Below are 24,220 nucleotides of genomic sequence, written 5' to 3'. Positions count from 1 at the left end.
TCGAATCTGTTGGAAGTGCCCGTACTGAGCGGCCGTATACCACGCTGAACCGTCACTCCCGGTGACGATGCGACGGACATCTTGGCGAGATCAAGCGTATGACCGGCCGCCGGCTCGATTCAACGGAATCCCTTGTGTCACTTTAGCTTCAGTGGTCACAATGCTGGCTGTCTTGTCGGTAGGTGTTCCTACGCTTTGAGGCATGGGTGTCAGCAGTCGTGAGGAGATCGTCGAGGCCATCGATGCACTCGACGACGAGGCTGACCGCTTGTGTGAGTTGTCTTTTGACGCATTGACCACCCCGGAGCGGCTGCGCGCCTTGGAGCGGGTGGAACGCGTGGCCCGCCGGCTGCGCACGCCTCAGCATGCGTTGATCAATCAGCTGTCCGCGCAGGCCAGTCCCGAAGAGCTGGGCGGTTCGCTGCGGGTGGGGCTGGCCGACCGGTTGCGCATCACCAAGGTCGAGGCCAGCCGGCGCATCGAAGAAGCCGCCGACCTCGGGGAGCGACGGGCGTTGACCGGTCAGCCGTTGGCGCCGCAATTGAGTGCGACCGCGGCCGGTCAACGCGCAGGGCTCATCGGTGAGGGGCACATCAAGGTGATACGTAGCTTTTTGGCCCATCTGCCGGATGTCATCGACGTGTTGACCCGCCAAGCCGCCGAGGCCGACCTGGCCGGCAAGGCCGCCGGGTATCGGCCCGACGAGTTGGCCGCCTACGCCAAGCGGCTGATGGATTGGTTGCACCCCGACGGAGACTTCAGCGACGCCGAACGCGCCCGCAAGCGCGGGATTACCCTGGGAGCCCAGGACTGCGACGGCATGTCGCGCCTGAGCGGCCTGGTCACCCCGGAGCTGCGTGCGGCGATCGAGGTCATGCTGGCTAAGCTGGCCGCGCCTGGGGCGTGCAACCCCGACGACCACGCCCCGATCGTGGACGCAACCCCGGATGCGGACGCGGTGTGCCGCGACACCCGATCGGCGGCCCAGCGCAATCACGACGCGTTTCTGGCCGGGCTGCGTGGCCTCTTAGCGTCGGGAGAGCTGGGTCAGCACAACGGGTTGCCGGTGTCGATCGTGGTGACCACCACGCTGCAGGACTTGGAGGCCGCCGCGGGTAAGGCGTTGACCGCCGGCGGCACCCTGGTGCCGATGTCGGATGTGATCCGCTGGGCCGGCCACGCTCACCACTATCTGGCGATCTTCGACCAGAGCAGGTCGTTGGCGCTGCATCACACCAAGCGGTTCGCTTCCCCCGGGCAACGAATCATGTTGTACGCCAAGGACCGTGGCTGCACCAAACCGGGCTGCGACGCCCCCGCCTACCACAGCCAGGTCCACCACATCAAAGGCTGGACCAAAACCGGCCGCACCGACATCGACGACCTCACCCTGGCCTGCGGCCCCGACAACCGCCTCGCTGAACAAGGCTGGACCACCCGCACCAACGCCCGTGGCGAAACTGAATGGATCCCGCCGCCACACCTCGATCGCGGCCAACCCCGCACCAATGCCTACCATCACCCCGAACGATTCCTTCGCGACACCGACGACGAACCCGTTTGACGCCGTGGTCCAGCCCTGATCGCCGCGATCCGTGGCGTACCGGTCTTGGCGTATCGGGCTCCGCGGGATCGTCCGAACACGGATGAGATTCGCTACCGGGGCGAAGGGAGGCGGAGCGGTGCCAATCGTGCAAGCCCGCTCAGCCCGGGGTCATGCATTTCCCGATTTGTCGAAGCTGGTCCATCACAACTTAGTAGCGTGGTTCGACGCTGTTCGGGGCCGAGGTCGGGTTCTTACTCGGTGCCGACGGTATCCACGAGTTGCCTCCTGAGCCATTCCTGGGAGCAGTCGAGCCACTCGCGGTAGTGGCGCATGGCGCAATGGTCGTCGTCGGGGTAGAGCAACAAGGTGGCGTCGGGGGCTTCGTTGGCGAGGTCGACGGTGTCTTGGGTGCTGAGGAGCGTGTCGTGGTCGCCATTGATAGCGAGCAGCGGAATCGTGATGTGCGGCAATCGATCACGAATCGTGAGCGCCGAGACCACTCGCAGCGTTGCCGGCTCGCGGCAGCCGAGGCCGGCGTCTGCATGCGCTCATCGAAGCGTTCAGCGAACCAATGCGTCAACGGGCCGGTGAACCCTGCTGGGACAACTACTTTCGCCTCATTGCCCAAAGCGCAAACTCCGGACATCCCATCCGGGCGCTTATCGCCGACGAATTCAACTCAATCGCCGGCGAGTTCATCCATGCACTGCACGACCTGTTCCCAGAGGCCGGGGACCCCGCCATCCACGACGCATATCTACATATGGTCGCCGCTACGCTGCACACCTACTCCAACAACTTGCGTCTCGACAGCCTCAGCCAAGGACGCATGCACGCCCGCGACATCACCGAGCGCCATCACGCGCTGCTGCGCTTTGTCGCCGGCGGCATCACCAGCCTCGCCACAAGCCAGTCAGGCTGACCTCGCCGCACCGCTTTGTCATCTCGGGTGATCCGGTCCACCGCGCTCGGCACCACCACTACGCCGGCATCACCCGGCGCTCGTCGGGACCCCACAGTGGTTGCATTCCGCCGGGCAGCGCCAGCTGCGTGGTGGTGATGGCCTCGGCGAGGTCGCGCAGCGCGGCGTGCACGGCGCCGAGCAGCTCCGCCAGCTCCGCCCGCCGCCCGTCGGCGACCGCTTCCAGCTCGCCGGGATGCGACCGGCGCAGCAGCGTGCCGATCTCGTCCACCAGCCGCTCCGGCCGCGACGACCCGGACGCGCCCGGTAGGTCCTTGAGGCGGGCGCGCAGCCGCTCCACCTGGAACAGCAGCGAGCGCGGGTTCTGCGCATCGAACAGCATCAGCTCGGTCACCGCGGCGACGCTCACGTTGCCGACGGTGCGGCGCCGGTAGATGACGGACGACTCGCACGCGACCAGAGTGGCCTCGATAACGGTCTGCTCGGCGGCCGCGCCGCGCACCGTGATCAGCGTGGACCTCAGCAGCGCGGTGAGCCACAGGGCCCGCTCAATCCGCTTGCCGATGTCCATCATCGTCCAGCCGACGTCGCGCACCATCGACTCGCCGGCCACCCCCGACAGCGTCAGCATCCCCGCCAGCGTCTGGGCCTGGGCATGGGCCAGCAGCTCGTCGGCCTCGGCGAGCGAGTCGGGCGGTTCGGCCCGCTGCGCGATCGCGCGCTCGATGCCGGCGAGCACCATCCACGTGTCGTTGGACAGCTGATCGCGCACCGCGCGCGCGGCCAGCGCCAGCCCCTCCACCGACTGGATCAGCGACCCCGGCCGCGCGGGGTCGACGGTCAGCGACCACAGCGTCGACGGGGCGACGGCGATCATCTCGGCGCCGTCGATGCCGCCGTCGAGGTCGGTGTCGGTGCCGGTGATGTCGGCCAGGGCCGCCAGGAGCACGGGCACACACTCGCTTTCCTCGGTGTGCTGGTGGTGCCGGTACACGTGGAAGCGGTCGCGGGCGACGATCAGCAGCCGGGCCATGTTCTCCGCGCGCTCGCCGTACCGCCCGATCCAGAACAGGTCGGACAGCACGCGCGGCGAGCTGACGCCCCAGGTGCCCGCCGCAGTCTTCGCCGGCGGCTCGGCCAGCGGCAGGCTCACGGTCTCGGTCCGCGCGCGCTCCGTCGGACGCACCCAGATATCCTTGGCAGCAACGGTTTTCAGCAGGTATGCGTCGGGGCCGGGCGCCAGCACGTAGCCGACGCCGCCGATCATCGGCGCATACCCGCTGCGCTGGGCGACGGTGAACAGCCGCATGCCGACACCGGCCGACGACAGCACGCCGGCGTGGTCGGTGGGCGCCGACGAGAACTGCGGCGGTTCCTGGCCGACCCACTGCCACGGCATCTTCTCGATCCGGGCGGCCAGATCGGCCAACTGCTGAGACGAAAGCGTGGGCCCCACATACGTTTTCCCGCCGACGGTGGATTTCACCAGCAGCGACGAGAGGTTCGTCAGCAGGTGGGAGCGCTCGGCGGCGATGCCGGCCCAGTACGTCGGAGCTGTCTGCAGCAGCGGCTCCCCGCCGAGCAGCCGCTTGGCCAGCTCGGGCAGGAACCGCAGCAGTCCGGGGCTTTCCAGGATGCCGCTGCCCAGCGTGTTGACCACGGTCACCGTGCCGCGGTGCTGAGCCTCCACCAGGCCCACCACCCCGAGCATCGAATCCGCGCGCAGGTCAAGGGGATCCACGTATTGGGCGTCGACGCGGCGCAACACCACGTCGACCCGCTTGAGCGTGCCCAGCGAGCGCATCCACAGCTTGCCGTCGCGGACCACCAGGTCGGCGCTCTCCACCAGCGGAAAGCCCAGCAGGGTGGCGAGGTAGGCCTGGTCGAACGCCGTCTCGGAGTAGATGCCCGGGGTCAGCACGACCACCACCGGGTCCTGGGCGACGTCGGGCGCCGCGTCGATGAGCGCCAGCCGCAGCGCCTGGGCGAACGGCGTGGTGGGCCGCGGGGCGATCCGCTCGTAGAGGTCCGGGATCGCGTGGGCGACGACGCGGCGGTCGGCCAGCGCGTAGCCGGCGCCCGACGGCGCCTGCGTCCAGTCGGCGTTCACGGCGAAGCTGCCGTCGGGCAGCCGGCCCAGGTCGCAGGCGTGCATGAAGAGCTGGTGGTGCCCGGGCACCTCGATGCCGTTGGCGGCGCGCACGTAACCGGGGTGGCCGAACAGCAGTTCCGGCGGCAGGACGCCCTCGGTGAGCATGCTGCGCGGCCCGTACAGGTCGGCGAGCACGGCGTCGAGCAGGCGCGAGCGCTGCACCAGCCCCGCCTCCAGCACCTCCCAGTCGGCGGCGGACAGCACGATCGGCAGGGTGTCCAGGCTCCACGGCCTGGGCTCCAGCCCCGGCACGTCGCGGGCCGGGTCCACCTCGGTGTAGCTGATGCCGTCGTTGTCCACGAGCCCGTGCACCACCGACCGCAGCCGGTCCAGCCCGGCCCGGCCCCGCTCGGCGACCGCGTCGGCCAGCTCGGACCAGGCCGGCCGGACGTTCCCGTCGCGGTCGACGAACTCGTCGTACCCAATCCCCGGGCCGTGCCGCAGATCGAACAGCGCCTCCTGGGCGCGGGCGGTGCGGTACCCGGCCAGCAGGCGATCGGCGTCGTAGCGGCCGCCGCGGGCCGTCGGGGACGTGCTGGTGGCCCCGCCGGCTCCGAATGTCATGTCCGCGAATGTCATTACCGCTGCACGGTACGCACGCGCCGCAGATCGAGGATGCCCGGCGCGCCGATGTCGGTGAAGATCCTGGCCTGCTTCTCCCGGATGCCGGCCAGGTCCAGCTTGCCGGGGGTGAAGCCGGTGGCCTCGAAGCGGCGGGCCCGGCGGGCCTCCGCCTCGACGGCATTCACCGGCGGCTCGTCGTAGGCGCGGCCGCCGGGGTGGGCGACGTGGTAGGTGCAGCCGCCGCACGAGGTGCCGCTGCTGAGGTCGATCAGCTCGAATTGCAGCGGGCCGTCCGCCGAGATGCTCGGGTGCAGAGCGCTCGGCGGCTGCCAGGCTTTGAACCGCACACCGCCCACGTGGATGTCGGGATTGTCGGTGGCCAGCAGCGGAACCGGGTAGCCGTTGACCGTCACCACGTAGCGGTGGCGGTCGGCGCCGATGATGCGCACCTGGATGCGCTCGACCGACGAGTCGACGTAGCGGGCGGTGCCCGCCGCGGTGGACTCCTCGCCGAGCGTGGTCCACGGCTCGATCGCGCCGCGCAGCTCGATCTCCACGCCGTCGAACACGGCGGTACCGATGCGCGGGAAGCGGAATTCGGTGAACGGGTCCAGCCAGCTCGTCTCGAATCTGATGCCGTGCGAGCGCAGGTCGGCGGCGACATCGGCGATGTCGTGAATCAGGAAGTGCGGCAACAGGTGTCGCCCATGCAGGTTCGCCCCATGCCGAATCAGCGGGGCGCGCAGCGGTTCGTCCCAGAACCACGCCACCAGCGACCGCACCAGCAGTGACTGCACCATCGCCATGCGCAGGTGGGGCGGCATCTCGAACCCACGCAGCTCGAGCAGGCCGAGCCGGCCGCGGGGGCTGTCGGGGCTGTACAGCTTGTCGATGCAGAACTCGGCGCGGTGGGTATTGCCGGTGATGTCGGTGAGCAGGTGCCGCAGCGCACGGTCGGTCACCCACGGCTTGGGCGCCCCGTCCGCGCACAGCCGGGCGATCTCGGCGAAGGCGATCTCGAGCTCGTAGAGCGCCTCGGCGCGGCCCTCGTCCACCCGCGGCGCCTGCGAGGTGGTGCCGACGAACCGCCCGGCGAACAGGTAGGACAGCGAGGGGTGCCGCTGCCAGTAGGTGAGCAGCGAGACCAGCAGGTCCGGGCGGCGCAGCAGCGGCGAGTCCGCGGGCGTCGCGCCACCGAGCGTGATGTGGTTGCCGCCGCCGGTGCCCCCGTGGGTGCCGTCGACGTCGAACGATTCCGTCGACAGTCGGGCGAGGCGGGCCTGCTCATACAGCGTTTCGAGCAGTCGGTGCTGCTCCGCGAATCCGGCGCTGGGCGCCACGTTGACCTCGATGACGCCGGGATCAGGGGTGATCGTCGTCGAGCGCAGCCGCGCGTCGGGCGGGGGATCGTAGCCTTCGATGACGACGGCGCAGCCGGCCTTCGCGGTCGCGGCCTCGACGCGGGCGATGAGGTCGAGGAAGTGCTCGAGCGCCTCGGTGGGCGGCATGAAGACGTACACCAGCCCGTCGCGGACCTCGGCGACCATGGCGGTGGGCGGCGCGCCGTCGGGGTCGGTGACCACCGCCGCGCCCGACTCCGTCGACAGCGTGTCCGGCACGGCCAGGGGGTCGGCCTCGAAGGAGGACCGCGGGGGCTTCCAGCTGATCGAGTCGAGCGGCAGCCGCAGCCCCGCCGGCGAGTCGCCGGGGAGCAGCACGACGCGCCCGCGGCGTAGCCGCCAGTCGGCGCTGGCCCACCCGAGGTTGTCGTCGGTGCGGTGCAGCGGCAGCACGAACGCCTTTGGGGTGGCGGTGGATTCGTCGAGGCGGGCGAGCAGGGCGGCGCGGCCAGCCGGGGTGTCGGTTTCGGGAGCGAGGTCGTCGGCCGGTCCCACCGGATCGCCCTCGGGCAGGCGGGCTTTGGCCGCAAGTCGCTGCAGCGGGTCCTCGTAGGCCGGCCGCACCTGCGTGAGCGGCAGCCCGAAGCCTTCGGCCACGCCGGCGAGCACCTCGTACGCCGCCGCGCCGTCGACGGGATCGGCGGCATCGGTGGCCCACGGGTCGGCGAGGAGGGCCTCGTCGTTCCACACCGGCCGGCCGTCGGTGCGCCAATAGAGGGAGATCTGCCAGCGCGGCAACGGTTCCCCGGGATACCACTTGCCCTGGCCGCGCTGGACCAGGCCCTGCGGCGCCCACATGGCCTTGAGGCGCGCGGCCAGGTCCGAGGCGCGTTGCCGCTTGTGCGGGCCGTCGGCGGCCGTCGTCCACTCCTCGGAAACCTGGTCGTCCACCGAGACGAAGGTTGGCTCGCCGCCGACGGTCAGGCGCACGTCGGCGGCCGTCATCCGCTCGTCGACGCCGCGGCCCACCTCGCAGATCGCGTGCCACGCCTCGTCGGTGTAGGGCCGCGTCACGCGCGGGTCTTCGTGGACGCGGGTCACGGTGTTGGAGAACTCCAGCGACGCCTCGCAGGGCTCGGTGCCGCCGGTGATCGGCGCCGCGGACGATGGGTGCGGGGTGGCGGCCAGCGGGATGTGGCCCTCCCCGGCGAACAGCCCCGACGTCGGGTCCATCCCGATCCAGCCCGCGCCGGGGATGTACACCTCGGCCCAGGCGTGCAGGTCGGTGAAGTCGGCCGCCGGCCCAGACGGGCCGTCGAGGGCCGCGACGTCGGAGGCCAGCTGCACCAGGTAGCCGGACACGAAGCGTGCGGCCAGCCCCAGCTGGCGCAGGATCGACACCAGCAGCCACGCCGAGTCCCGGCAGGAGCCGACGCCGGCGCGCACCGTGTAGTCCGGTGTCTGCACCCCGGGTTCCATCCGCAGGCTGTAGGCGACGTCAGCGTTGACCGCGCGGTTCAGCTTGACCAGCATGTCGATGGTGCGGGTGCCGTCGGGCACCGAAAAGTTCCGCACCCACGCCCGCACCAGGCCGCCGGGGCCGGACCCCTCGTCACCCTCGTCGACGGGCCGCAGGTACGGCTTGAGGTCTTCGGCAAGCTCCTTCGGGTACGCCATTCCGCCGGACGGCCAGGTTTCGGCCCAGTCCTCGATGAAGAAGTCGAACGGGTTGATCACCTTCAGGTCGGCGATGAGGCCGACCGTGATGGTCAGCCGGCGCATGGGATTCGGGAAGACCAGGCGGGCAAGGAAATTGCCCAGCGCGTCCTGCTGCCAGTTGATGAAATGCTCGGCCGGCTCGACACGCAGCGAGTAGGCCTCGATCGGGGTGCGGCAGTGCGGCGCCGGACGCAGCCGGACCACGTGCGGGTACACGCCGACCAGCCGGTCAAAGGTGTAGCTGGTGCGGTGCTCCAGCGCCACTTTGATGCTCATAACCGCCGATCAAATCACGAGCGCGGCGAGGCTGCAGCGCACCGCAATTGCGCCTCGCGCGCCCGGACGCCTCAGCCGGCGGGATAAGGCGGCATACCCGGCGGCGGTCCCGCCTGGTAGCCCGGCTGCTCGAGCGGCGCGACCTGACCGCCCGTCAGCTTGCGGAAGGTGTATGCGAGGACGAGCGCGGCCACCGGGGCGGCGACCAGCAGCCCCACGCCGCACGCGATTGCGCCGACGATGATCAGGGCGAACTGGACCAGCCACGCCAGCAGCGCGTTGGCGAAGTTCGACGTCACGGTCGAGAAGCTGGACGTCAGCCCGTTGATCGCCGACTGCGAGCGGTCGATGACGAACGGGATTGTGAACTGGACGAAGATGCTCAGGATCAGACCGGGCAGGAAGCAGAGCGCCGAGGCGATGCTGGTCAGCACGCCGACGATCAGGGCGGCCAGGAACACCATCCCGAGGTTGCGGGGCTTGAAGAACGAGCCGATCGTGACCGCCCGTCCATCGGCGATGTCGAAACAGCCCGACAGGAAGCCGGCCTGGGCGAACGCCCCGACGACGTAGGCGAGGAGGTAGCCGAGCGCCATGACCGCCAGCCCGGCGGGGCCGACGTTGGTGTTGAAGCTGAACGAGTCGTCATCGGAGGAGGTGGTCGTGGTCCCCATGCTCTGGCCCAACCCGATCACGCCGCTGACGATGCCGAACAGCACCCCGTACACCAGCGTGGCGACGACCAGCGGCATGGCGTTGGAGGTGAACTTCCTCCAGGCCCAGCTGATCGCGGTGCCGATGCTGTACTGCGGTCCGGGGGCGGCGCCGTATCCGGGCGGCGGGTAACCGCCCGGAGGGGGGCCGTATCCCGGCGGTGGGCCGTATCCGGGTGGCGGCGGGGGTGGCGCGCCATACCCGGGCGGTGGGCCGTAGCCGGGCGGGGGCGGGGGTGCGCCGTAGCCGGGACCGGGCGGGGGAGCGCCGTAGCCGGGCGGTGGTGGCGGGTAGCCGGGAGGGTTGTGACTTCCGCCCTGCGGGTCGGCCGGAGTGCCTGGATACTCGGGAGGCTGGCTCATGTCCGTCCTAGCTGTTGCTCAACTTCGTGGGCACGCGCACACGGAACTTAGCAAAGATGCCGGCACGCCGCCCGGATTGACTTGGCGTGGTATGCCTGAAGCCGTGTCCGACGGTCTGTTTGACGTGCCCGGCGACCTGCCCGGCGAGCCGCAGGCGGGCCCCGGCGGCGGCCTTGGCGTGTCGGCCGGTGCGCCGCTGGCGGTCCGGATGCGGCCGGCGTCGCTGGACGAGGTCGTCGGCCAGGGCCACCTGTTGGCGGCGGGGTCGCCGCTGCGCCGCCTGGTCGAGGGTTCGGGCGTGGCGTCGGTCATCCTCTACGGCCCGCCCGGAAGCGGCAAGACGACCCTGGCCTCGCTGATCTCGCAGGCGACCGGCCGGCGGTTTGAGGCCCTGTCGGCGTTGTCGGCCGGCGTGAAAGAGGTTCGCGCCGTCATCGATGTGGCGCGCAGGGCGCTGCTGTCCGGCGAGCAGACGGTGCTGTTCATCGACGAGGTGCACCGGTTCTCCAAGACGCAGCAGGACGCCCTGCTGTCGGCGGTGGAGAACCGGGTGGTGCTGCTGGTGGCGGCGACCACCGAGAACCCGTCGTTCTCGGTGGTCGCCCCGCTGCTGTCGCGGTCGGTCATCCTGCAGCTGCGCCCCCTCACGCCCGACGACATCCGGACCGTGGTGCGGCGGGCGATCGACGACCCCCGGGGGCTGGGCGGCCGGGTCGCGGTGGGGGCCGAGGCCGTCGACCTGCTCGTGCAGTTGGCGGCGGGCGACGCCCGACGCGCGCTGACCGCCCTCGAGGTCGCCGCCGAGGGGGCCCAGGACGCCGGCAGCGAGGTAACCGTCGAGACCGTCGAGCAGTCCCTGGACCGGGCCGCCGTGCGCTACGACCGCGACGGCGATCAGCACTACGACGTCATCAGCGCCTTCATCAAGTCGGTGCGCGGCTCCGACGTCGACGCCGCCGTGCATTACCTGGCGCGCATGCTCGTGGCGGGGGAGGACCCGCGGTTCGTCGCCCGCCGGCTGATGATCCTCGCCAGCGAGGACATCGGCATGGCCGACCCCAACGCCCTGCAGGTGGCGGCCGCCGCCGCGCAGACGGTGGCGCTGATCGGCATGCCCGAGGCGCAGCTCACGCTGGCCCACGCCACCATCTATTTGGCGACGGCGCCGAAGTCGAACGCCGTGACCACCGCGCTCGGCGCCGCCATGGCGGACATCAAGGCCGGCAAGGCCGGGCTGGTGCCGCCGCACTTGCGCGACGGCCACTACTCGGGCGCCTCGGCGCTGGGCAACGCGCAGGGCTACCGGTACGCCCACGACCACCCGGACGGGGTTGTGGCGCAACAATATCCACCGGACGAGTTGGTGGGGGTCGATTACTATCGGCCCACCGGCCGCGGCGGTGAGCGCGACATGGCCGGGCGGCTCGAGCGGCTGCGGGCGATCATCCGCCGCCGCCGACCCTAAACCAGCTCGGGCACCCGCAGGTCCGCGATGGCCAGCTCGAATTCGGCCACGTCGATCACCTCGGCGCCCAGGTCGCGCACCCGCCGGCTGCGCAGCTCGGTCGCTTGGTCGCGGTTGCGGGCCATGGCGTCCACGCTGTCGAACGTCGAGCACGACACCGCCCGCCGGCACGCGGGGTGGTCGACCAGCAGGCTGGCGCTGCAGAACCCGTCGAGGGCCGCCATCTCCGGGAGCACCGCCGTCCGATAGAAATCCAACGAGCGGCCGAGCTGGTCCGGCACCACCTTGAGCCAGGTGGCCCGCACGCAGGCGCCCTCGCGGGTGTGGTGGTCGCGGTGCAGCAAAGCGATCTCCCACTCCTCGACCCGCGCGCTGCCGTCGAACATCAGGGCGGCCCGGTCGCGGATGGGCGCCACCCGCTCGGCGCCGGAGCGCATCGCCTGCACGCTGTCCCAGGCGCTGGTGGCGACGCATTTGCCCGACTGCCGGTCGACCAGCAGCGACAACCCCACGAACCCGTCGATCTGCCTCAGCGCGGGTGTGACGACGTCGCGGACGTGCGCGATCCCGATGTCGATCGACAACGGTTGCGCCTGGATGGTGGTGGAGCGTGCGTACACGATCGCCTCCTGTGTCGGGGCTTGCCTCGAACGGGCCCCGCGGAGCCACCGGGCCCACCAATCACCTTCCTCCTGCCCGTAACCGGCCGCAATGCCCGGCTGTGGCAACCCTCACATTGGGTTGGCTGATGCTGATCGGCGCAGCCGCGCCGTAGGCTTGTCCGGGTGCATACCGACGTGCTTGACGTGGACACCTCGCGTCGCCGCATCGTGGACCTCACGGCGGCGGTGCGCGGGTTCTGCTGGTCGCGCGGCGATGGGTTGTGCAACGTGTTCGTGCCGCACGCGACGGCAGGCGTGGCGATCATCGAGACCGGCGCGGGGTCGGACGACGACCTGGTGGACACGCTGGAACGGCTGCTGCCGCGCGACGGCCGCTACCGGCACTCGCACGGCTCGGAGGGCCACGGCGCCGACCACGTGCTGCCGGCGATCGTCGCGCCGTCGGTGACGGTGCCCGTCACGGGTGGGGAGCCGCAGCTGGGCACGTGGCAAAGCGTCGTGCTGGTCGACCTCAACCGGGACAACCCGCGGCGTTCGGTCCGGCTGAGCTTCCTGGAGGGTTGAGCTTTCCGGAGGGCTAGCGGGGGTCCGCCCGACGGCCGAATAGGCTGGGAAGGTGCACCCCTGGCCGGTGGGGTCGACAGCGGGCTAATAGGAAGAAGCTAACGAGAGTGCAGACACACGAGATCAGGAAGAGGTTCCATGATCACTTCGTGAAGGCGGGCCACACCGAGGTGCCGAGCGCGTCGGTGATCCTTGACGACCCCAACCTGCTGTTCGTCAACGCGGGCATGGTCCAGTTCGTGCCGTTCTTCCTGGGGGCGCGCACCCCGCCATACCCGCGTGCCACCAGCATCCAAAAGTGCATCCGCACGCCCGACATCGACGAGGTCGGGATCACCACCCGGCACAACACGTTCTTCCAGATGGCCGGCAACTTCTCGTTCGGCGACTACTTCAAGCGCGAGGCCATCGAGCTGGCCTGGGCGCTGCTCACCAGCCCCCTCGAGGACGGCGGCTACGGTCTCGATCCCGAAAAACTTTGGACCACAGTCTATTTCGACGACGACGAGGCCGAGCAGCTGTGGCAGGAGATCGCGGGGCTGCCCGCCGAGCGGATTCAGCGCCGCGGCATGGAGGACAACTACTGGTCCATGGGCATTCCCGGGCCGTGCGGCCCGTCGTCGGAGATCTACTACGACCGCGGCGAGGAATTCGGCGTGGGCGGCGGCCCCATCGCCAACGAGGACCGCTTCATCGAGATCTGGAACCTCGTGTTCATGCAGAACGAGCGCGGCGAGGGCACCGGCAAGACCGACTTCGAGATCCTGGGCCCGCTGCCGCGCAAGAACATCGACACCGGGATGGGCGTCGAGCGGGTCGCGTGCATCTTGCAGGGCGTCCACAACGTTTACGAAACGGACCTGCTGCGGCCGGTGATCGACACCGTCGCCGCGCGCGCCCCGCGCCGCTACGACGTGGGCAACCACGACGATGACGTCCGCTACCGCGTTATCGCCGACCACAGCCGCACCGCGACCATCCTGATCGGCGACGGGGTCAGCCCGGGCAACGACGGGCGCGGCTACGTGCTGCGCCGGCTGCTGCGCCGGGTGATCCGCTCGGCCAAGCTGCTGGACATTGAGGGCCCGATCGTCGGCGACTTGATGGATACCGTGCGCGACGCGATGGGCCCCTCGTACCCGGAGCTGGTCGCCGACTTCGACCGGATCCGGCGCATCGCCGTCGCCGAGGAGACCGCGTTCAACCGCACGCTGGCCTCGGGGTCGCGGCTGTTCGATGAGGTGGCCGGCGCGACGAAAGCGTCGGGCGCCAAGGCGATCTCCGGCTCGGACGCCTTCACCCTGCACGATACCTACGGCTTCCCGATCGAGCTCACCCTCGAGATGGCCTCGGAGGCCGGCCTGCAGGTCGACGAGATCGGCTTTCGGGAGCTGATGGCCGAGCAGCGCCGTCGCGCCAAGGCGGACGCCGCCGCGCGCAAGCACGCGCACGCCGACCTGACCGCGTACCGCGAGCTCGTCGACGCCGGGCCCACCGAGTTCACTGGCTTCGACGAGTTGTCGTCGGAGGCAAGGATTCTCGGCATCTTCGTGGACGGGAAACGGGTTCCGGTGATCGCGCACGGCACCGACGGTGGGCAGCGCGTCGAGTTGGTGCTGGACCGCACCCCGCTGTACGCGGAGTCCGGTGGGCAGATCGCCGACGCCGGCTTCATCAGCGGGACGGGCTCGGGGGAGAGCGCCCGCGCGGCCGTCACCGACGTGCAGAAGATCGCCAAAACGCTGTGGGTGCACCGGGTCAACGTGGAATCCGGCGAGTTCGTGGAGGGCGACACCGTCGTCGCGGCGGTCGATCCGGAATGGCGCCGCGGTGCCACCCAGGGGCACTCCGGCACCCACATGGTGCACGCCGCGCTGCGCCAGGTGCTGGGCCCCAACGCCGTCCAGGCGGGGTCGCTGAACCGGCCGGGCTACCTGCGGTTCGACTTCAACTGGCAGGGGGCGCTGACCGAGGACCAGCGCAGCCGGATCGAAGCGGTGACCAACGAAGCGGTGCAGGCCGACTTCGAGGTGCACACGTTCACCGAGCAGCTCGAAAAGGCCAAGGCGATGGGCGCGATGGCCCTGTTCGGCGAGGCCTATCCCGACGAGGTGCGGGTGGTGGAGATCGGCGGCCCGTTCTCGATCGAGCTCTGCGGAGGGACCCACGTACACAACTCCGCGCAGATCGGGCCGGTGACGATCCTGGGCGAGTCCTCGGTCGGTTCCGGGGTGCGCCGCGTCGAGGCCTACGTGGGCCTGGACTCGTTCCGCCACCTGGCCAAGGAACGCGCGCTGATGGCCGGGCTGGCGTCGTCGCTCAAGGTGCCGTCCGAGGAGGTGCCGGCGCGGGTGGCCGGCCTGGTGGAACGGCTCAAGGCCGCGGAGAAGGAGCTCGAACGCGCCCGGCAGGCCGGCGCGCGGGCCGCGGCGACCAACGCGGCGGCCGGCGCGCAGCGGATCGGTAGCGTGCGTCTGGTGGCGCAGCGGATGTCCGGCGGGACGACGGCGGCCGACCTGCGGTCGCTGGTCGGCGACATCCGCGGCAAGTTGGGCACCGACCCGGCGGTGGTCGCCCTGATCGCCGACAACGACGGGACCGTGCCCTACGCCGTCGCCACCAACGCGGGCGCCCAGGAGCTCGGAATCCGCGCCGACGACCTGGTCAAGCGGATGGCCGCGGCGGTCGACGGGCGCGGCGGCGGCAAGGCCGACCTTGCGCAGGGCTCCGGAAAGAACACCGCCGGCCTCGACGCGGCGCTCGACGCGGTGCGCTCGGGGATCGCCGCGATAGCGCAGGTCGGCTGAGTGGCTTCGGTACAGCACCGCCTGCCCGACCGGCCTGGCGATCCTGAACACGATCAGCCGGGGCAGGGGCCCCGGCGTGGAAGAAGCTTGGGTGTCGACGCCGGCAGCGTGCGGATCGGCGTGGCCTGCAGCGACCCCGACGGCATCCTCGCCACCCCGGTGGAGACGGTGCGCCGGGACCGGTCGGGCAAGCACGTGCGCCGGCTCGCCGAGCTGGCAGCCGAACTGGACGCGGTGGAGGTGATCGTCGGGTTGCCGCGCACGCTGGCCGACCGGACGGGGCCATCGGCCCTCGACGCCATCGAACTCGCCGAGGCGCTGGCCGCACGGATCGCCCCGGTCCCGGTGCGCCTGGCCGACGAGCGGCTGACCACCGTCAGCGCGCAGCGGTCGCTGCGCGCGGCCGGCGTGCGGGCCAAGGAGCAGCGGGCCGTGATCGACCAGGCGGCGGCGGTGGCCATCCTGCAGAGCTGGCTCGACCAGCGCCGCGCGGCGGTGGCGCGGGGGGCCACCGATGGTTGACAGCGCACGCCGGGCCGAACCGGAAGCGGTCGGCCCGCCCCGGCGCAGGCTGAGCCGCGTCGACCGGAACCGCGCCGAGCGGGGCAAGCGGCGCCGCCGCTTCGCCGGCAAGATCGTGCTGGCGATCCTCGTGGTCGTCGTCGTGGCGGGTGTGTTCGTCGGCACCAAGTTCTGGCACTCCATGTTCGGCTCCGGCGACGACTACAGCGGGGGCGGCAAGCGGGACATCGTCATCGAGATCCAGCCCGGCGACTCGACCACCATGGTGGGCGAGACCCTGCACAACCAGGGCGTTGTGCGCACGGTGCGGGCGTTCGTCAACGCCGCGCACGGCAACAGCAAGATCGACTCGATCCAGCCCGGCTACTACCGGATGCGTACCGAGATCCCCGCCGCCGCCGCGGTCGCCCGGCTGGCCGACCCGAGCAGCAGGGTTGGGCGGCTCGTCATCCCCGAGGGCCGGCAGCTCGACGACACCACCGACATGAAGACCAACGTGGTCAACCCGGGCATTCTGACGCTGATCTCCAGGGCCACCTGCGTGGACCTCGACGGCGACCACCGGTGCGTGCGGGCGGAGGACCTGCGCGCGGCGGCGACCAACAGCGCCCCGGCCGCGTTGGCGGTGCCGCCGTGGGCCCTTGAGCCCGTCACCGAGCTGGGCAAGGACCATCGCCGCATCGAGGGCCTCATCGCGCCGGGGACGTTCAACGTCGACCCGTCCGCCCCGCCCGAGGCGATCCTGGCGGGCCTGATCGCTGCGGGGTCCGTCGAGTACATGAAGTCCGGGCTGGTGGACACCGCACAGTCCATGGGCCTGTCGCCCTACGACATCCTGGTGGTGGCGTCGCTGGTCGAACGGGAGTCGAATGCGCAGGACTTCCCGAAGGTGGCGCAGGTGATCTACAACCGCCTGCACGCGCACCACACGCTGGAATTCGACTCGACCGTGAACTACCCGCTGGATCGCCGCGAGGTGGCCACCACCGACGCCGACCGGGCCCAGCGGACGCCTTGGAACACCTACGTCTCGCAGGGTCTGCCGGCCACCGCCATCTGCTCGCCGGGCACCGACGCGCTGCGCGCCGCCGAGCACCCCGAACCGGGGGACTGGCTGTACTTCGTCACCATCGACGCCCAGGGGACGACGCTGTTCACGAAGGACTATCAGCAGCACCTGGCCAACATCGAGCTGGCTAAGCGCAACGGTGTTCTCGACTCCGCGCGCTAGAACGGCCCCCAGAAAGGCCGGCGTTCTCGGAAGGCCGATCGCCCATTCCAAGTCGCCGCAGCTGCACCGCGCCGCCTACCGCGCGCTGGGCCTGCGCGACTGGACCTACGAGCGGATCGATTGCGGCGCCGAGGAGCTGCCCGCCGTGGTCGGTGGGTTCGGCCCCGAATGGGTCGGCGTGTCGGTGACCATGCCGGGCAAGTTCGCCGCGCTTCGGTTCGCCGGCGAGCGCAGCGAACGGGCCGTGCTGGTCGGGTCGGCCAACACCCTGGTCCGCACCGCGACGGGATGGCGGGCCGACAACACCGACATCGACGGGATCACGGGGGCGCTCGGGGCCGCGTCGGGGCACGCAATGGTCTGCGGTTCGGGCGGCACCGCGCCCGCGGCGGTTGTCGGGCTTGCCGCGCTCGGCGTCACCGCGATCACCGTCGTCGCCCGCGACGCGGGCAAGGCCTCGCGACTGGTGGACTTGGGCGCGCGCCTGGGAATCCAGACCCAGTTCTGTGCTCTGGACGGCGGCCGGCTCGCCGACGCGGTGGCGGCCGCGGAGCTGCTGGTCAGCACGATCCCGGCCGAGGTGGCCGCGGGGTATGCCGGGACGTTCGCCCCCATCCCAGTCCTGCTGGACGCGATCTATGACCCGTGGCCCACGCCGCTGGCCGCCGCGGTGTCGGAGGCCGGCGGCCGGGTGATCAGCGGCGTGCAGATGCTGCTGCACCAGGCTTTCGCACAGGTGGAGCAATTCACAGGGCTCCCCGCGCCGCGGGAGGCCATGGCGGCCGCCCTGGGCTAGGGTGCGGCGTCATGGCCGCCATGGTTTCGCTGTGGATGGTCGTTTCGCTGTGGATGGTGGTGTTGTGGATGACAGCCCTTAGCGTCTGCGACATCCGGCACCGGCGGCTGCCGAATGCGCTGACGCTGCCCGGCGCGGCTGTGATCCTGCTGACCGCCGCGGCGGCCGGGCGTGGGCTGCCGGCGCTGGCCGGGGCGGCGGCGCTGACCGGGATCTATCTGCTCGTCCACCTTGTCGCCCCGGCCGCGATGGGGGCCGGCGACGTCAAGCTCGCGATCGGCTGTGGCGCGCTGGCCGGCTGGTGCGGCGTCGAGGTCTGGCTCCTCGCGGCCCTGGCCGCGCCCCTGCTGACCGGTCTGGCCGCCCTGGCGGGCGGCGTGCGTGTCGTGCCGCATGGTCCTTCGATGTGCCTGGCGACCGCGACCGCGGTGGGCCTGGCCGTCATCTGACTGGTCGGTCTCGCCGCGGGCTGCGCGGATTTAAGTCGATGCGGGCATGCGTGGGATGATGATCGGGTGTTGCGCTGGATTACCGCCGGGGAATCGCATGGCCGCGCGCTGATTGCGCTGCTCGAGGGCATGGTCGCCGGTGTCGAAGTCACGTCCACCGAAGTCTCCGACCAGCTGGCCCGCCGCCGGCTCGGGTACGGCCGCGGCGCGCGGATGAAGTTCGAGCGCGACGCTGTGACCGTGCTCTCCGGGGTGCGCCACGGGGTCACCCTCGGCGGCCCCATCGCCGTCGAGATCGGCAACACCGAATGGCCCAAATGGGAAACCGTGATGGCCGCCGACCCGGTCGACGCCAAGGAGCTCGAAGACTCCGCCCGCAACGCCCCGCTCACCCGTCCGCGGCCCGGCCACGCGGACTACGCCGGCATGCTCAAGTACGGGTTCGACGACGCACGCCCCGTGCTGGAGCGCGCCAGCGCCCGGGAAACCGCCGCCCGCGTCGCGGCGGGGGCCATCGCGCGGTCGTTCCTTCGGCAGGCGCTCGGCGTGGAGGTGCTCTCGCACGTCGTCTCCATCGGCCCGTCGACGCCGTACGACGGCCCGCCGCCGGGGCCGGCCGACCTGCCCGCGATCGACGCCAGCCCGGTGCGGGCGTTCGACAAGGCGGCCGAGGACGCGATGATCGCCGAGATCGAGGCCGCCAAGAAGGACGGCGACACCCTGGGAGGTGTGGTCGAGGTCGTGGTCACGGGGCTGCCGGTGGGCCTGGGCTCGTTTACCAGCGGCGACACCCGGCTCGACAGCCAGCTCGCCGCCGCCGTCATGGGCATCCAGGCCATCAAAGGCGTCGAGATCGGCGACGGCTTCGAGACGGCGCGCCGCCGGGGCAGCCTCGCCCACGACGAGATGTATCCCGGCCCCGACGGCGTCGTGCGCTCGACCAACCGCGCCGGCGGCCTAGAGGGCGGGATGACCAACGGACAGCCGCTGCGGGTGCGCGCCGCGATGAAGCCAATCTCCACGGTGCCGCGGGCGCTGGCCACCGTGGACATGGCCACCGGAGACGAGGCGGTCGCCATCCACCAGCGCTCGGATGTCTGCGCGGTGCCGGCGGCCGGGGTGGTCGTGGAGGCCATGGTGGCGCTGGTGCTGGCCCGCGCGGTGCTGGAGAAGTTCGGCGGCGACTCGCTCGCCGAGACCCGCCGCAACGTCGAGTCGTACCGTCGGGCGGTCGCCGAGCGGGACTCGCCGGCGGCGCGGGGGACCGCGTGATGGCGCCGAGGGCGGTGCTGGTCGGCCTGCCCGGCTCGGGCAAGTCCACGATCGGCAAGCGGCTGGCCAAGGCGCTGGGCGTCAGCATGCTCGACACCGACGCCGCGGTCGAGGAGCGGGCCGGCCGCACCATCGCCGACATCTTCGCCACCGACGGCGAGCCGGAGTTCCGTCGCCTCGAGGAGGAGGTGGTCCGCGACGCGCTGGCCCACCACGACGGTGTGCTGTCGCTGGGCGGCGGCGCCGTAACCACCCCGGGGGTGCGCGACGCGCTTGCCGGCCACATGGTCATCTACCTGGAGATCGGCGCCACCGAGGGGGTGCGGCGCACCGGCGGCGGCGCCGTGCGGCCCCTGTTGGCCGGGCCGGACCGCGCCGAGAAGTATCGCGCCCTGATGACGCAGCGGGCGCCCCTGTACCAGCAGGTGGCTACCCTCCGGGTCGACACCAACCGGCGAAACCCGGGTGCGGTGGTCCGACACATCGTGTTGCAGCTGCAAGAACCCGCCGGGGCGGCGACATGACCGACAAGCGGGACCCGGTCACCGTGACGGTGGCCGTCGACCCGCCGTACCCCGTGATCATCGGCACGGGCCTGCTGGCCGAGCTGCAAGAGCTCCTCGCCGGCCGGCACCGTGTCGCGATCGTGCATCAACCGGTGCTCGCCGAGACGGCCGAGTCGATCCGGGCCCACCTGGCCGCCAACGGTGTCGACGCCCACCGCATCGAGATCCCCGACGCCGAGGCGGGCAAGGATCTGCCGGTGCTGGGCTACCTCTGGGAGGTGCTGGGCCGCATCGGCATCGGCCGCAAGGACGCCCTGGTCAGCCTGGGCGGCGGCGCGGCCACCGACGTCGCCGGTTTCGCGGCCGCCACCTGGCTGCGGGGCGTGTCGATCGTGCACGTGCCCACCACGCTGCTCGGCATGGTGGATGCGGCGGTCGGCGGCAAGACCGGCATCAACACCGACGCGGGCAAGAACCTGGTGGGCGCGTTCCATCAGCCGCTCGCCGTCCTCGTCGACCTGGCCACGCTGCAGACCCTGCCGCGCAACGAGCTGGTGTCCGGGATGGCGGAGGTGGTCAAGGCCGGATTCATCGCCGACCCGGTGATTCTCGACCTCATCGAGGCCGACCCGCAGGCCGCGTTGGACCCGGCCGGTGACGTGCTGCCGGAGCTGGTCCGGCGCTCGATCGCGGTCAAGGCCGAGGTCGTCGCCGCGGACGAGAAGGAGTCCGAGCTCCGCGAGATCCTGAACTACGGCCACACGCTGGGGCACGCCATCGAGCGCCGTGAGCGCTACGAGTGGCGGCACGGCGCCGCCGTGTCGGTGGGCCTGGTGTTCGCCGCGGAGCTGGCCAGGCTGGCCGGCCGTCTCGACGACGCGATCGCCGCTCGTCACCGCACCGTGCTGTCCGCGATCGGCCTGCCGGTCAGCTACGACGCCGGCGCGTTCCCGCAGTTGCTGGAGTACATGGCCGGGGACAAGAAGGCCCGGGCCGGCGTGCTGCGGTTCGTGGTGCTTGACGGCCTGGCCAAGCCCGGCCGCCTGAACGGACCGGACCCGTCGCTGCTCGCCGCGGCGTACACGGAGGTGGCCGCCTCGTGACCGTGCAGGTTCTCAACGGCCCCAACCTGGGCCGGCTGGGCCGCCGCCAGCCCGAGGTGTACGGCGATACCACGCACGAGGAGCTGGCCGCTCTCATCGAGCGCGAGGCCGCGGACCTGGGCCTGAAGGCGGTGGTTCGGCAGAGCGACAGCGAGGCCCAGCTGCTGGCGTGGATCCACCAGGCCGCCGACACGCGGGAGCCGGTGATCCTCAACGCCGGGGGTCTCACCCACACGTCGGTGGCGCTCCGCGACGCGTGCGCCGAACTCAGCGCGCCCCTGATCGAGGTCCACATCTCCAACGTGCATGCGCGCGAGGAGTTTCGGCGCCACTCTTACCTGAGCCCGGTGGCCACCGGCGTGATCGTGGGGCTGGGAATCCAGGGCTATCTGCTGGCGCTGCGCTACCTGGCCGGCGGCGGCTAGTCCCGCTTCGGTTCCGGCTGCGTCTCCCCGGACTCGGCATCCGTGCGGATCACCTCGGTTTTCGCGTCGTCCGTCGTGGACAGCGTCTCGGTGGGCGCCTCGCGTTCCGCCGTCGCCACCGCCGACGTCTGCTGCTCGTGCTGGGCGGTGGCCGCCCCCGTGGGGATCTCCCCGGTGGGTGCGTCGTCGCCGCGGACGGCGGAGAACACGTCGGTGTCGGCGCGCTCGTCCTCGGCTCCGGCGGGCCGGTGCGCGTCGGGGTTGCGGTCGACCCGCCAGCGGCCGACGGTCACGCCGATGATGCCGGGCAGGAAGACGATGAGCGCGGTGAACGCCGCGAACGTCGTGATCTCGTTGATCAGGCCACCGGTGTACAGGCCCTTGTAGACCAGGGCGATGAGCCAGCAGACCGCGCCGGACAGCACGCCGGCCACCAGGCCGGCCAGCAGCCACGTCATCGCCAGGTCGTCGCGGCGGTCCGGGTCCGGGTTGGCGCGGGCATCGGCGCGGCCGTCGATCACGCCCCACACCACCACCCCGATGACGAACAACACCAGCAGCACCACGCTGATCAGTCCGGCCTGCGTTTGCCAGGCGTTGATCAGCGTCCCCTGGATCAAACGGACGACGGTCATCGCCGCGGCATACACCAATCCGCGCAGCATCCAGCTCCTCATGAGCTAAAGAGCGTAGCGAGTACCGTCAAGAGCCGTGACACATTCCCAGCGGCGAGACAACCTGAAAGCCAGCATCGGCGCCAGCGGACTGGATGCGATGCTGGTCACAGACCTGAACAACGTTCGCTATCTGTCCGGATTCACCGGATCCAACGGCGCGTTGCTGGTGTTCGGCGACGAGCGCGAGGCGGTGCTGGCCACCGACGGGCGATACCGCACCCAGGCCGCCGAGCAGGCGCACGGGCTGGAGATCGCGATCGAGCGGGCGGTGGCGCGCCACCTGGCGGGTCGTGCGGCCGAGGCGGGCGTCCGGAAACTCGGCTTCGAGAGCCACGTGGTCACCGTCGACGGCTTCGACGCGCTGACGGGCGAGCTCGAGGGGCAGCAGGCCGGCACCGAGCTGGTGCGGGCGGCCGGGACCGTCGAGGCGTTGCGGGAGATCAAGGACGCGGGGGAGGTGGCGCTGCTGCGGCTGGCCTGCGAGGCGGCCGACGCGGCGCTGACCGACCTGGTGGGGCGTGGTGGCCTGCGCCCGGGCCGGACCGAACGCGAGGTGGCCCGCGAGCTGGAGTCGCTGATGCTCGACCACGGCGCGGACGCCATCTCGTTCGAGACGATCGTGGCGGCCGGGGCGAACTCTGCGATCCCGCACCACCGGCCGACGGACGCGGCGCTCGCCGATGGCGACTTCGTCAAGATCGACTTCGGCGCCCTGGTCGCCGGCTACCACTCGGACATGACGCGCACCTTCGTGTTGGGCAAGGCCGCCGATTGGCAATTGGAGATCTACCAGCTGGTCGCCGACGCCCAGCGCGCCGGCCGGGAGGCGTTGCGCGCGGGGGCCTCACTGCGCGAGGTGGACGGCGCGGCGCGGCGGCTCATCGCCGACGCGGGCTACGCCGACAACTTCGGCCACGGGTTGGGGCACGGCGTGGGTCTGCAGATCCATGAAGCACCGGGCATCGGCGCGACGTCCGCCGGCACCTTGCTCGCGGGCTCCGTGGTGACCGTGGAGCCCGGCGTCTACCTACCGGGCCGCGGCGGCGTGCGCATCGAGGACACCCTGGCCGTGCCGGACGAAGCCGACGGGCACGGCCCGGAATTGCTGACCCGGTTCCCCAAGGAACTGGCCGAGCTCGGCTAGCAATTTTCACTTCGTGCGTTGTCACTTATTCGACCGGTCTCGAATCCGGTTCTGCGCACGGGGGCGGGGTGCGACCATCGCGGGATGGGGGACGGCGATGAGGTCGTGGGCTATGAGGCCGCCCAGGCACTCGAGTTGATCCGCGCGCTGCACGACCAACTGCGGGAGATGGCCGCGCAGTTGGGCCGGGTGGAACGGCAGCACCGCGCCGGATTGACCGGCGGCGCCGGCGCGCTGCGGGCGGAAGCAATGTCGTTGCGCCGGGACATGCGGGAGGCGCAGTTCCACATCGATCGGCTTCGGCGCTGCTACCTCAGCGACGGGCGGCCGCACGCGGCTAGCTGACGCGCGGCTTGGGCCGGCAATCGGCTCCCACGTCCGCCGGTACACTGGCCGCGGGCTCCGTGACATCTTCGTGAGGCCTCCAAGACCATCCCCGGACGTCAACCGGCCATCATCGAGGAGATATACCGACCGTGCCAAGCACTGCCGACTTCAAGAACGGGCTCGTCCTGGTCATCGACGGCCAACTGTGGCAGATCGTCGAGTTCCAGCACGTCAAGCCCGGTAAGGGCCCGGCGTTCGTGCGCACGAAGCTGAAGAACGTGCTGTCCGGCAAGGTTGTCGACAAGACCTACAACGCCGGGGTGAAGGTGGAGACCGCCACCGTGGACCGGCGCGACGCCACCTACCTCTACCGCGACGGCTCGGACTTCGTGTTCATGGATAGCCAGGACTACGAGCAGCACCCGCTGCCGGAATCGCTGGTCGGCGACGCCGCCCGATTCCTGCTCGAGGGCCTGCCGGTGCAGGTGGCGTTCCACAACGGCGCCCCGCTGTACCTCGAGCTGCCGGTGTCGGTCGAGCTGGAGGTCACCCACACCGAGCCCGGCCTGCAGGGCGACCGCTCGAATGCCGGCACCAAGCCCGCCACCCTGGAGACCGGGGCGGAGATCCAGGTGCCCCTGTTCATCAATGCCGGCGACAAGCTGAAGGTCGACTCGCGCGACGGCAGCTACCTGGGGCGGGTCAACGCCTGAT

The 24,220-nt window shown here is 71.0% G+C and carries 22 protein-coding genes; 16 read left to right on the top strand and 6 right to left on the bottom strand.

What is annotated here, in order from left to right; all coding sequences use genetic code 11:
* The first annotated feature begins 202 nt into the window (after positions 1-202).
* The gene (locus SKC42_RS13865; protein WP_330964875.1) at positions 203-1,564 is read left to right on the top strand and encodes an HNH endonuclease signature motif containing protein; all 1,362 of its coding nucleotides are present in this window, start codon (positions 203-205) and stop codon (positions 1,562-1,564) included.
* A gap of 233 nt (positions 1,565-1,797) precedes the next feature.
* On the opposite strand, the gene SKC42_RS13860 is transcribed toward SKC42_RS13865, so the two are convergent.
* Complete coding sequence (locus tag SKC42_RS13860; protein ID WP_330964874.1) at positions 1,798-2,046, bottom strand: hypothetical protein; 249 nt, start codon at positions 2,044-2,046, stop codon at positions 1,798-1,800.
* Between the two features lie 8 nt (positions 2,047-2,054).
* Between SKC42_RS13860 and SKC42_RS13855 the strand changes: the two genes are divergently transcribed.
* Entirely contained in the window at positions 2,055-2,468 is a 414-nt protein-coding gene (locus SKC42_RS13855) for a hypothetical protein (protein WP_330964873.1), read from the top strand.
* 58 nt (positions 2,469-2,526) lie between these two features.
* On the opposite strand, the gene SKC42_RS13850 is transcribed toward SKC42_RS13855, so the two are convergent.
* The 3 genes from SKC42_RS13850 to SKC42_RS13840 all read right to left on the bottom strand — a co-directional run bounded on the left by SKC42_RS13850 (position 2,527) and on the right by SKC42_RS13840 (position 9,595).
* On the bottom strand, positions 2,527-5,184 hold the full coding sequence (locus SKC42_RS13850) for a circularly permuted type 2 ATP-grasp protein (RefSeq protein WP_330964872.1): 2,658 nt from the start codon (positions 5,182-5,184) through the stop codon (positions 2,527-2,529).
* A gap of 14 nt (positions 5,185-5,198) precedes the next feature.
* A complete protein-coding gene (locus tag SKC42_RS13845; protein ID WP_330964871.1) occupies positions 5,199-8,519 on the bottom strand; it encodes a transglutaminase family protein in 3,321 nt (1,106 codons plus the stop codon).
* 71 nt (positions 8,520-8,590) lie between these two features.
* Positions 8,591-9,595 (bottom strand): hypothetical protein, encoded by a 1,005-nt coding sequence (locus tag SKC42_RS13840; protein ID WP_330964870.1) that lies wholly within the window; start codon positions 9,593-9,595, stop codon positions 8,591-8,593.
* A 91-nt stretch (positions 9,596-9,686) separates the two neighbouring features.
* Between SKC42_RS13840 and SKC42_RS13835 the strand changes: the two genes are divergently transcribed.
* A complete protein-coding gene (locus tag SKC42_RS13835) occupies positions 9,687-11,060 on the top strand; it encodes a replication-associated recombination protein A (protein WP_330964869.1) in 1,374 nt (457 codons plus the stop codon).
* On the opposite strand, the gene SKC42_RS13830 is transcribed toward SKC42_RS13835, so the two are convergent.
* Positions 11,057-11,680 carry a hypothetical protein gene (locus SKC42_RS13830; protein WP_330964868.1) on the bottom strand — a complete coding sequence of 208 codons (624 nt, stop codon included), beginning with the start codon at positions 11,678-11,680 and terminating at the stop codon, positions 11,057-11,059. The genes SKC42_RS13835 and SKC42_RS13830 overlap by 4 nt on opposite strands.
* Positions 11,681-11,857: 177 nt before the next feature.
* Here SKC42_RS13830 and SKC42_RS13825 point away from each other — a divergent pair, with 177 nt between their 5' ends.
* The 10 genes from SKC42_RS13825 (at position 11,858) to aroQ (ending at position 21,358) form a co-directional block, all read left to right on the top strand.
* The gene (locus tag SKC42_RS13825) at positions 11,858-12,247 is read left to right on the top strand and encodes a secondary thiamine-phosphate synthase enzyme YjbQ (RefSeq protein WP_330965003.1); all 390 of its coding nucleotides are present in this window, start codon (positions 11,858-11,860) and stop codon (positions 12,245-12,247) included.
* Between the two features lie 107 nt (positions 12,248-12,354).
* On the top strand, positions 12,355-15,054 hold the full coding sequence (gene alaS / locus SKC42_RS13820; protein WP_330964867.1) for an alanine--tRNA ligase: 2,700 nt from the start codon (positions 12,355-12,357) through the stop codon (positions 15,052-15,054).
* Positions 15,055-15,576: a Holliday junction resolvase RuvX gene (ruvX, locus tag SKC42_RS13815; RefSeq protein ID WP_330964866.1), complete on the top strand. Its 522-nt coding sequence runs from the start codon at positions 15,055-15,057 to the stop codon at positions 15,574-15,576.
* Positions 15,569-16,807 (top strand): endolytic transglycosylase MltG, encoded by a 1,239-nt coding sequence (locus tag SKC42_RS13810; RefSeq protein ID WP_330964865.1) that lies wholly within the window; start codon positions 15,569-15,571, stop codon positions 16,805-16,807. Before ruvX ends, SKC42_RS13810 begins: the two co-directional genes overlap by 8 nt.
* Entirely contained in the window at positions 16,785-17,603 is an 819-nt protein-coding gene (locus SKC42_RS13805; RefSeq protein WP_330964864.1) for a shikimate dehydrogenase, read from the top strand. Before SKC42_RS13810 ends, SKC42_RS13805 begins: the two co-directional genes overlap by 23 nt.
* 20 nt (positions 17,604-17,623) lie before the next feature.
* Complete coding sequence (locus SKC42_RS13800; protein ID WP_330965002.1) at positions 17,624-18,052, top strand: A24 family peptidase; 429 nt, start codon at positions 17,624-17,626, stop codon at positions 18,050-18,052.
* A gap of 66 nt (positions 18,053-18,118) precedes the next feature.
* Positions 18,119-19,324: a chorismate synthase gene (gene aroC, locus SKC42_RS13795; RefSeq protein WP_330964863.1), complete on the top strand. Its 1,206-nt coding sequence runs from the start codon at positions 18,119-18,121 to the stop codon at positions 19,322-19,324.
* Positions 19,324-19,848 carry a shikimate kinase gene (locus SKC42_RS13790; protein ID WP_330964862.1) on the top strand — a complete coding sequence of 175 codons (525 nt, stop codon included), beginning with the start codon at positions 19,324-19,326 and terminating at the stop codon, positions 19,846-19,848. The genes aroC and SKC42_RS13790 overlap by 1 nt, the downstream gene beginning before the upstream one ends.
* Positions 19,845-20,933 carry a 3-dehydroquinate synthase gene (aroB, locus tag SKC42_RS13785; protein WP_330964861.1) on the top strand — a complete coding sequence of 363 codons (1,089 nt, stop codon included), beginning with the start codon at positions 19,845-19,847 and terminating at the stop codon, positions 20,931-20,933. The genes SKC42_RS13790 and aroB overlap by 4 nt, the downstream gene beginning before the upstream one ends.
* Positions 20,930-21,358: a type II 3-dehydroquinate dehydratase gene (gene aroQ, locus SKC42_RS13780; protein WP_330964860.1), complete on the top strand. Its 429-nt coding sequence runs from the start codon at positions 20,930-20,932 to the stop codon at positions 21,356-21,358. Before aroB ends, aroQ begins: the two co-directional genes overlap by 4 nt.
* On the opposite strand, the gene SKC42_RS13775 is transcribed toward aroQ, so the two are convergent.
* Complete coding sequence (locus SKC42_RS13775; RefSeq protein WP_330964859.1) at positions 21,355-22,035, bottom strand: B-4DMT family transporter; 681 nt, start codon at positions 22,033-22,035, stop codon at positions 21,355-21,357. The genes aroQ and SKC42_RS13775 overlap by 4 nt on opposite strands.
* Before the next feature lie 34 nt (positions 22,036-22,069).
* Between SKC42_RS13775 and SKC42_RS13770 the strand changes: the two genes are divergently transcribed.
* The 3 genes from SKC42_RS13770 (at position 22,070) to efp (ending at position 24,219) form a co-directional block, all read left to right on the top strand.
* On the top strand, positions 22,070-23,179 hold the full coding sequence (locus SKC42_RS13770; RefSeq protein WP_330964858.1) for a M24 family metallopeptidase: 1,110 nt from the start codon (positions 22,070-22,072) through the stop codon (positions 23,177-23,179).
* 84 nt (positions 23,180-23,263) lie between these two features.
* Positions 23,264-23,524 (top strand): hypothetical protein, encoded by a 261-nt coding sequence (locus SKC42_RS13765; protein ID WP_330964857.1) that lies wholly within the window; start codon positions 23,264-23,266, stop codon positions 23,522-23,524.
* A gap of 131 nt (positions 23,525-23,655) precedes the next feature.
* Entirely contained in the window at positions 23,656-24,219 is a 564-nt protein-coding gene (gene efp / locus SKC42_RS13760) for an elongation factor P (RefSeq protein ID WP_330964856.1), read from the top strand.
* The last annotated feature ends 1 nt before the right edge of the window (position 24,220 follow it).

Origin of the sequence: Mycobacterium sp. 050134 (assembly GCF_036409085.1) — a bacterium.
Classification (GTDB): domain Bacteria; phylum Actinomycetota; class Actinomycetes; order Mycobacteriales; family Mycobacteriaceae; genus Mycobacterium.
Note: the sequence above shows the minus strand (reverse complement) of the source record. Positions and strands in the feature narration are given on the sequence as shown.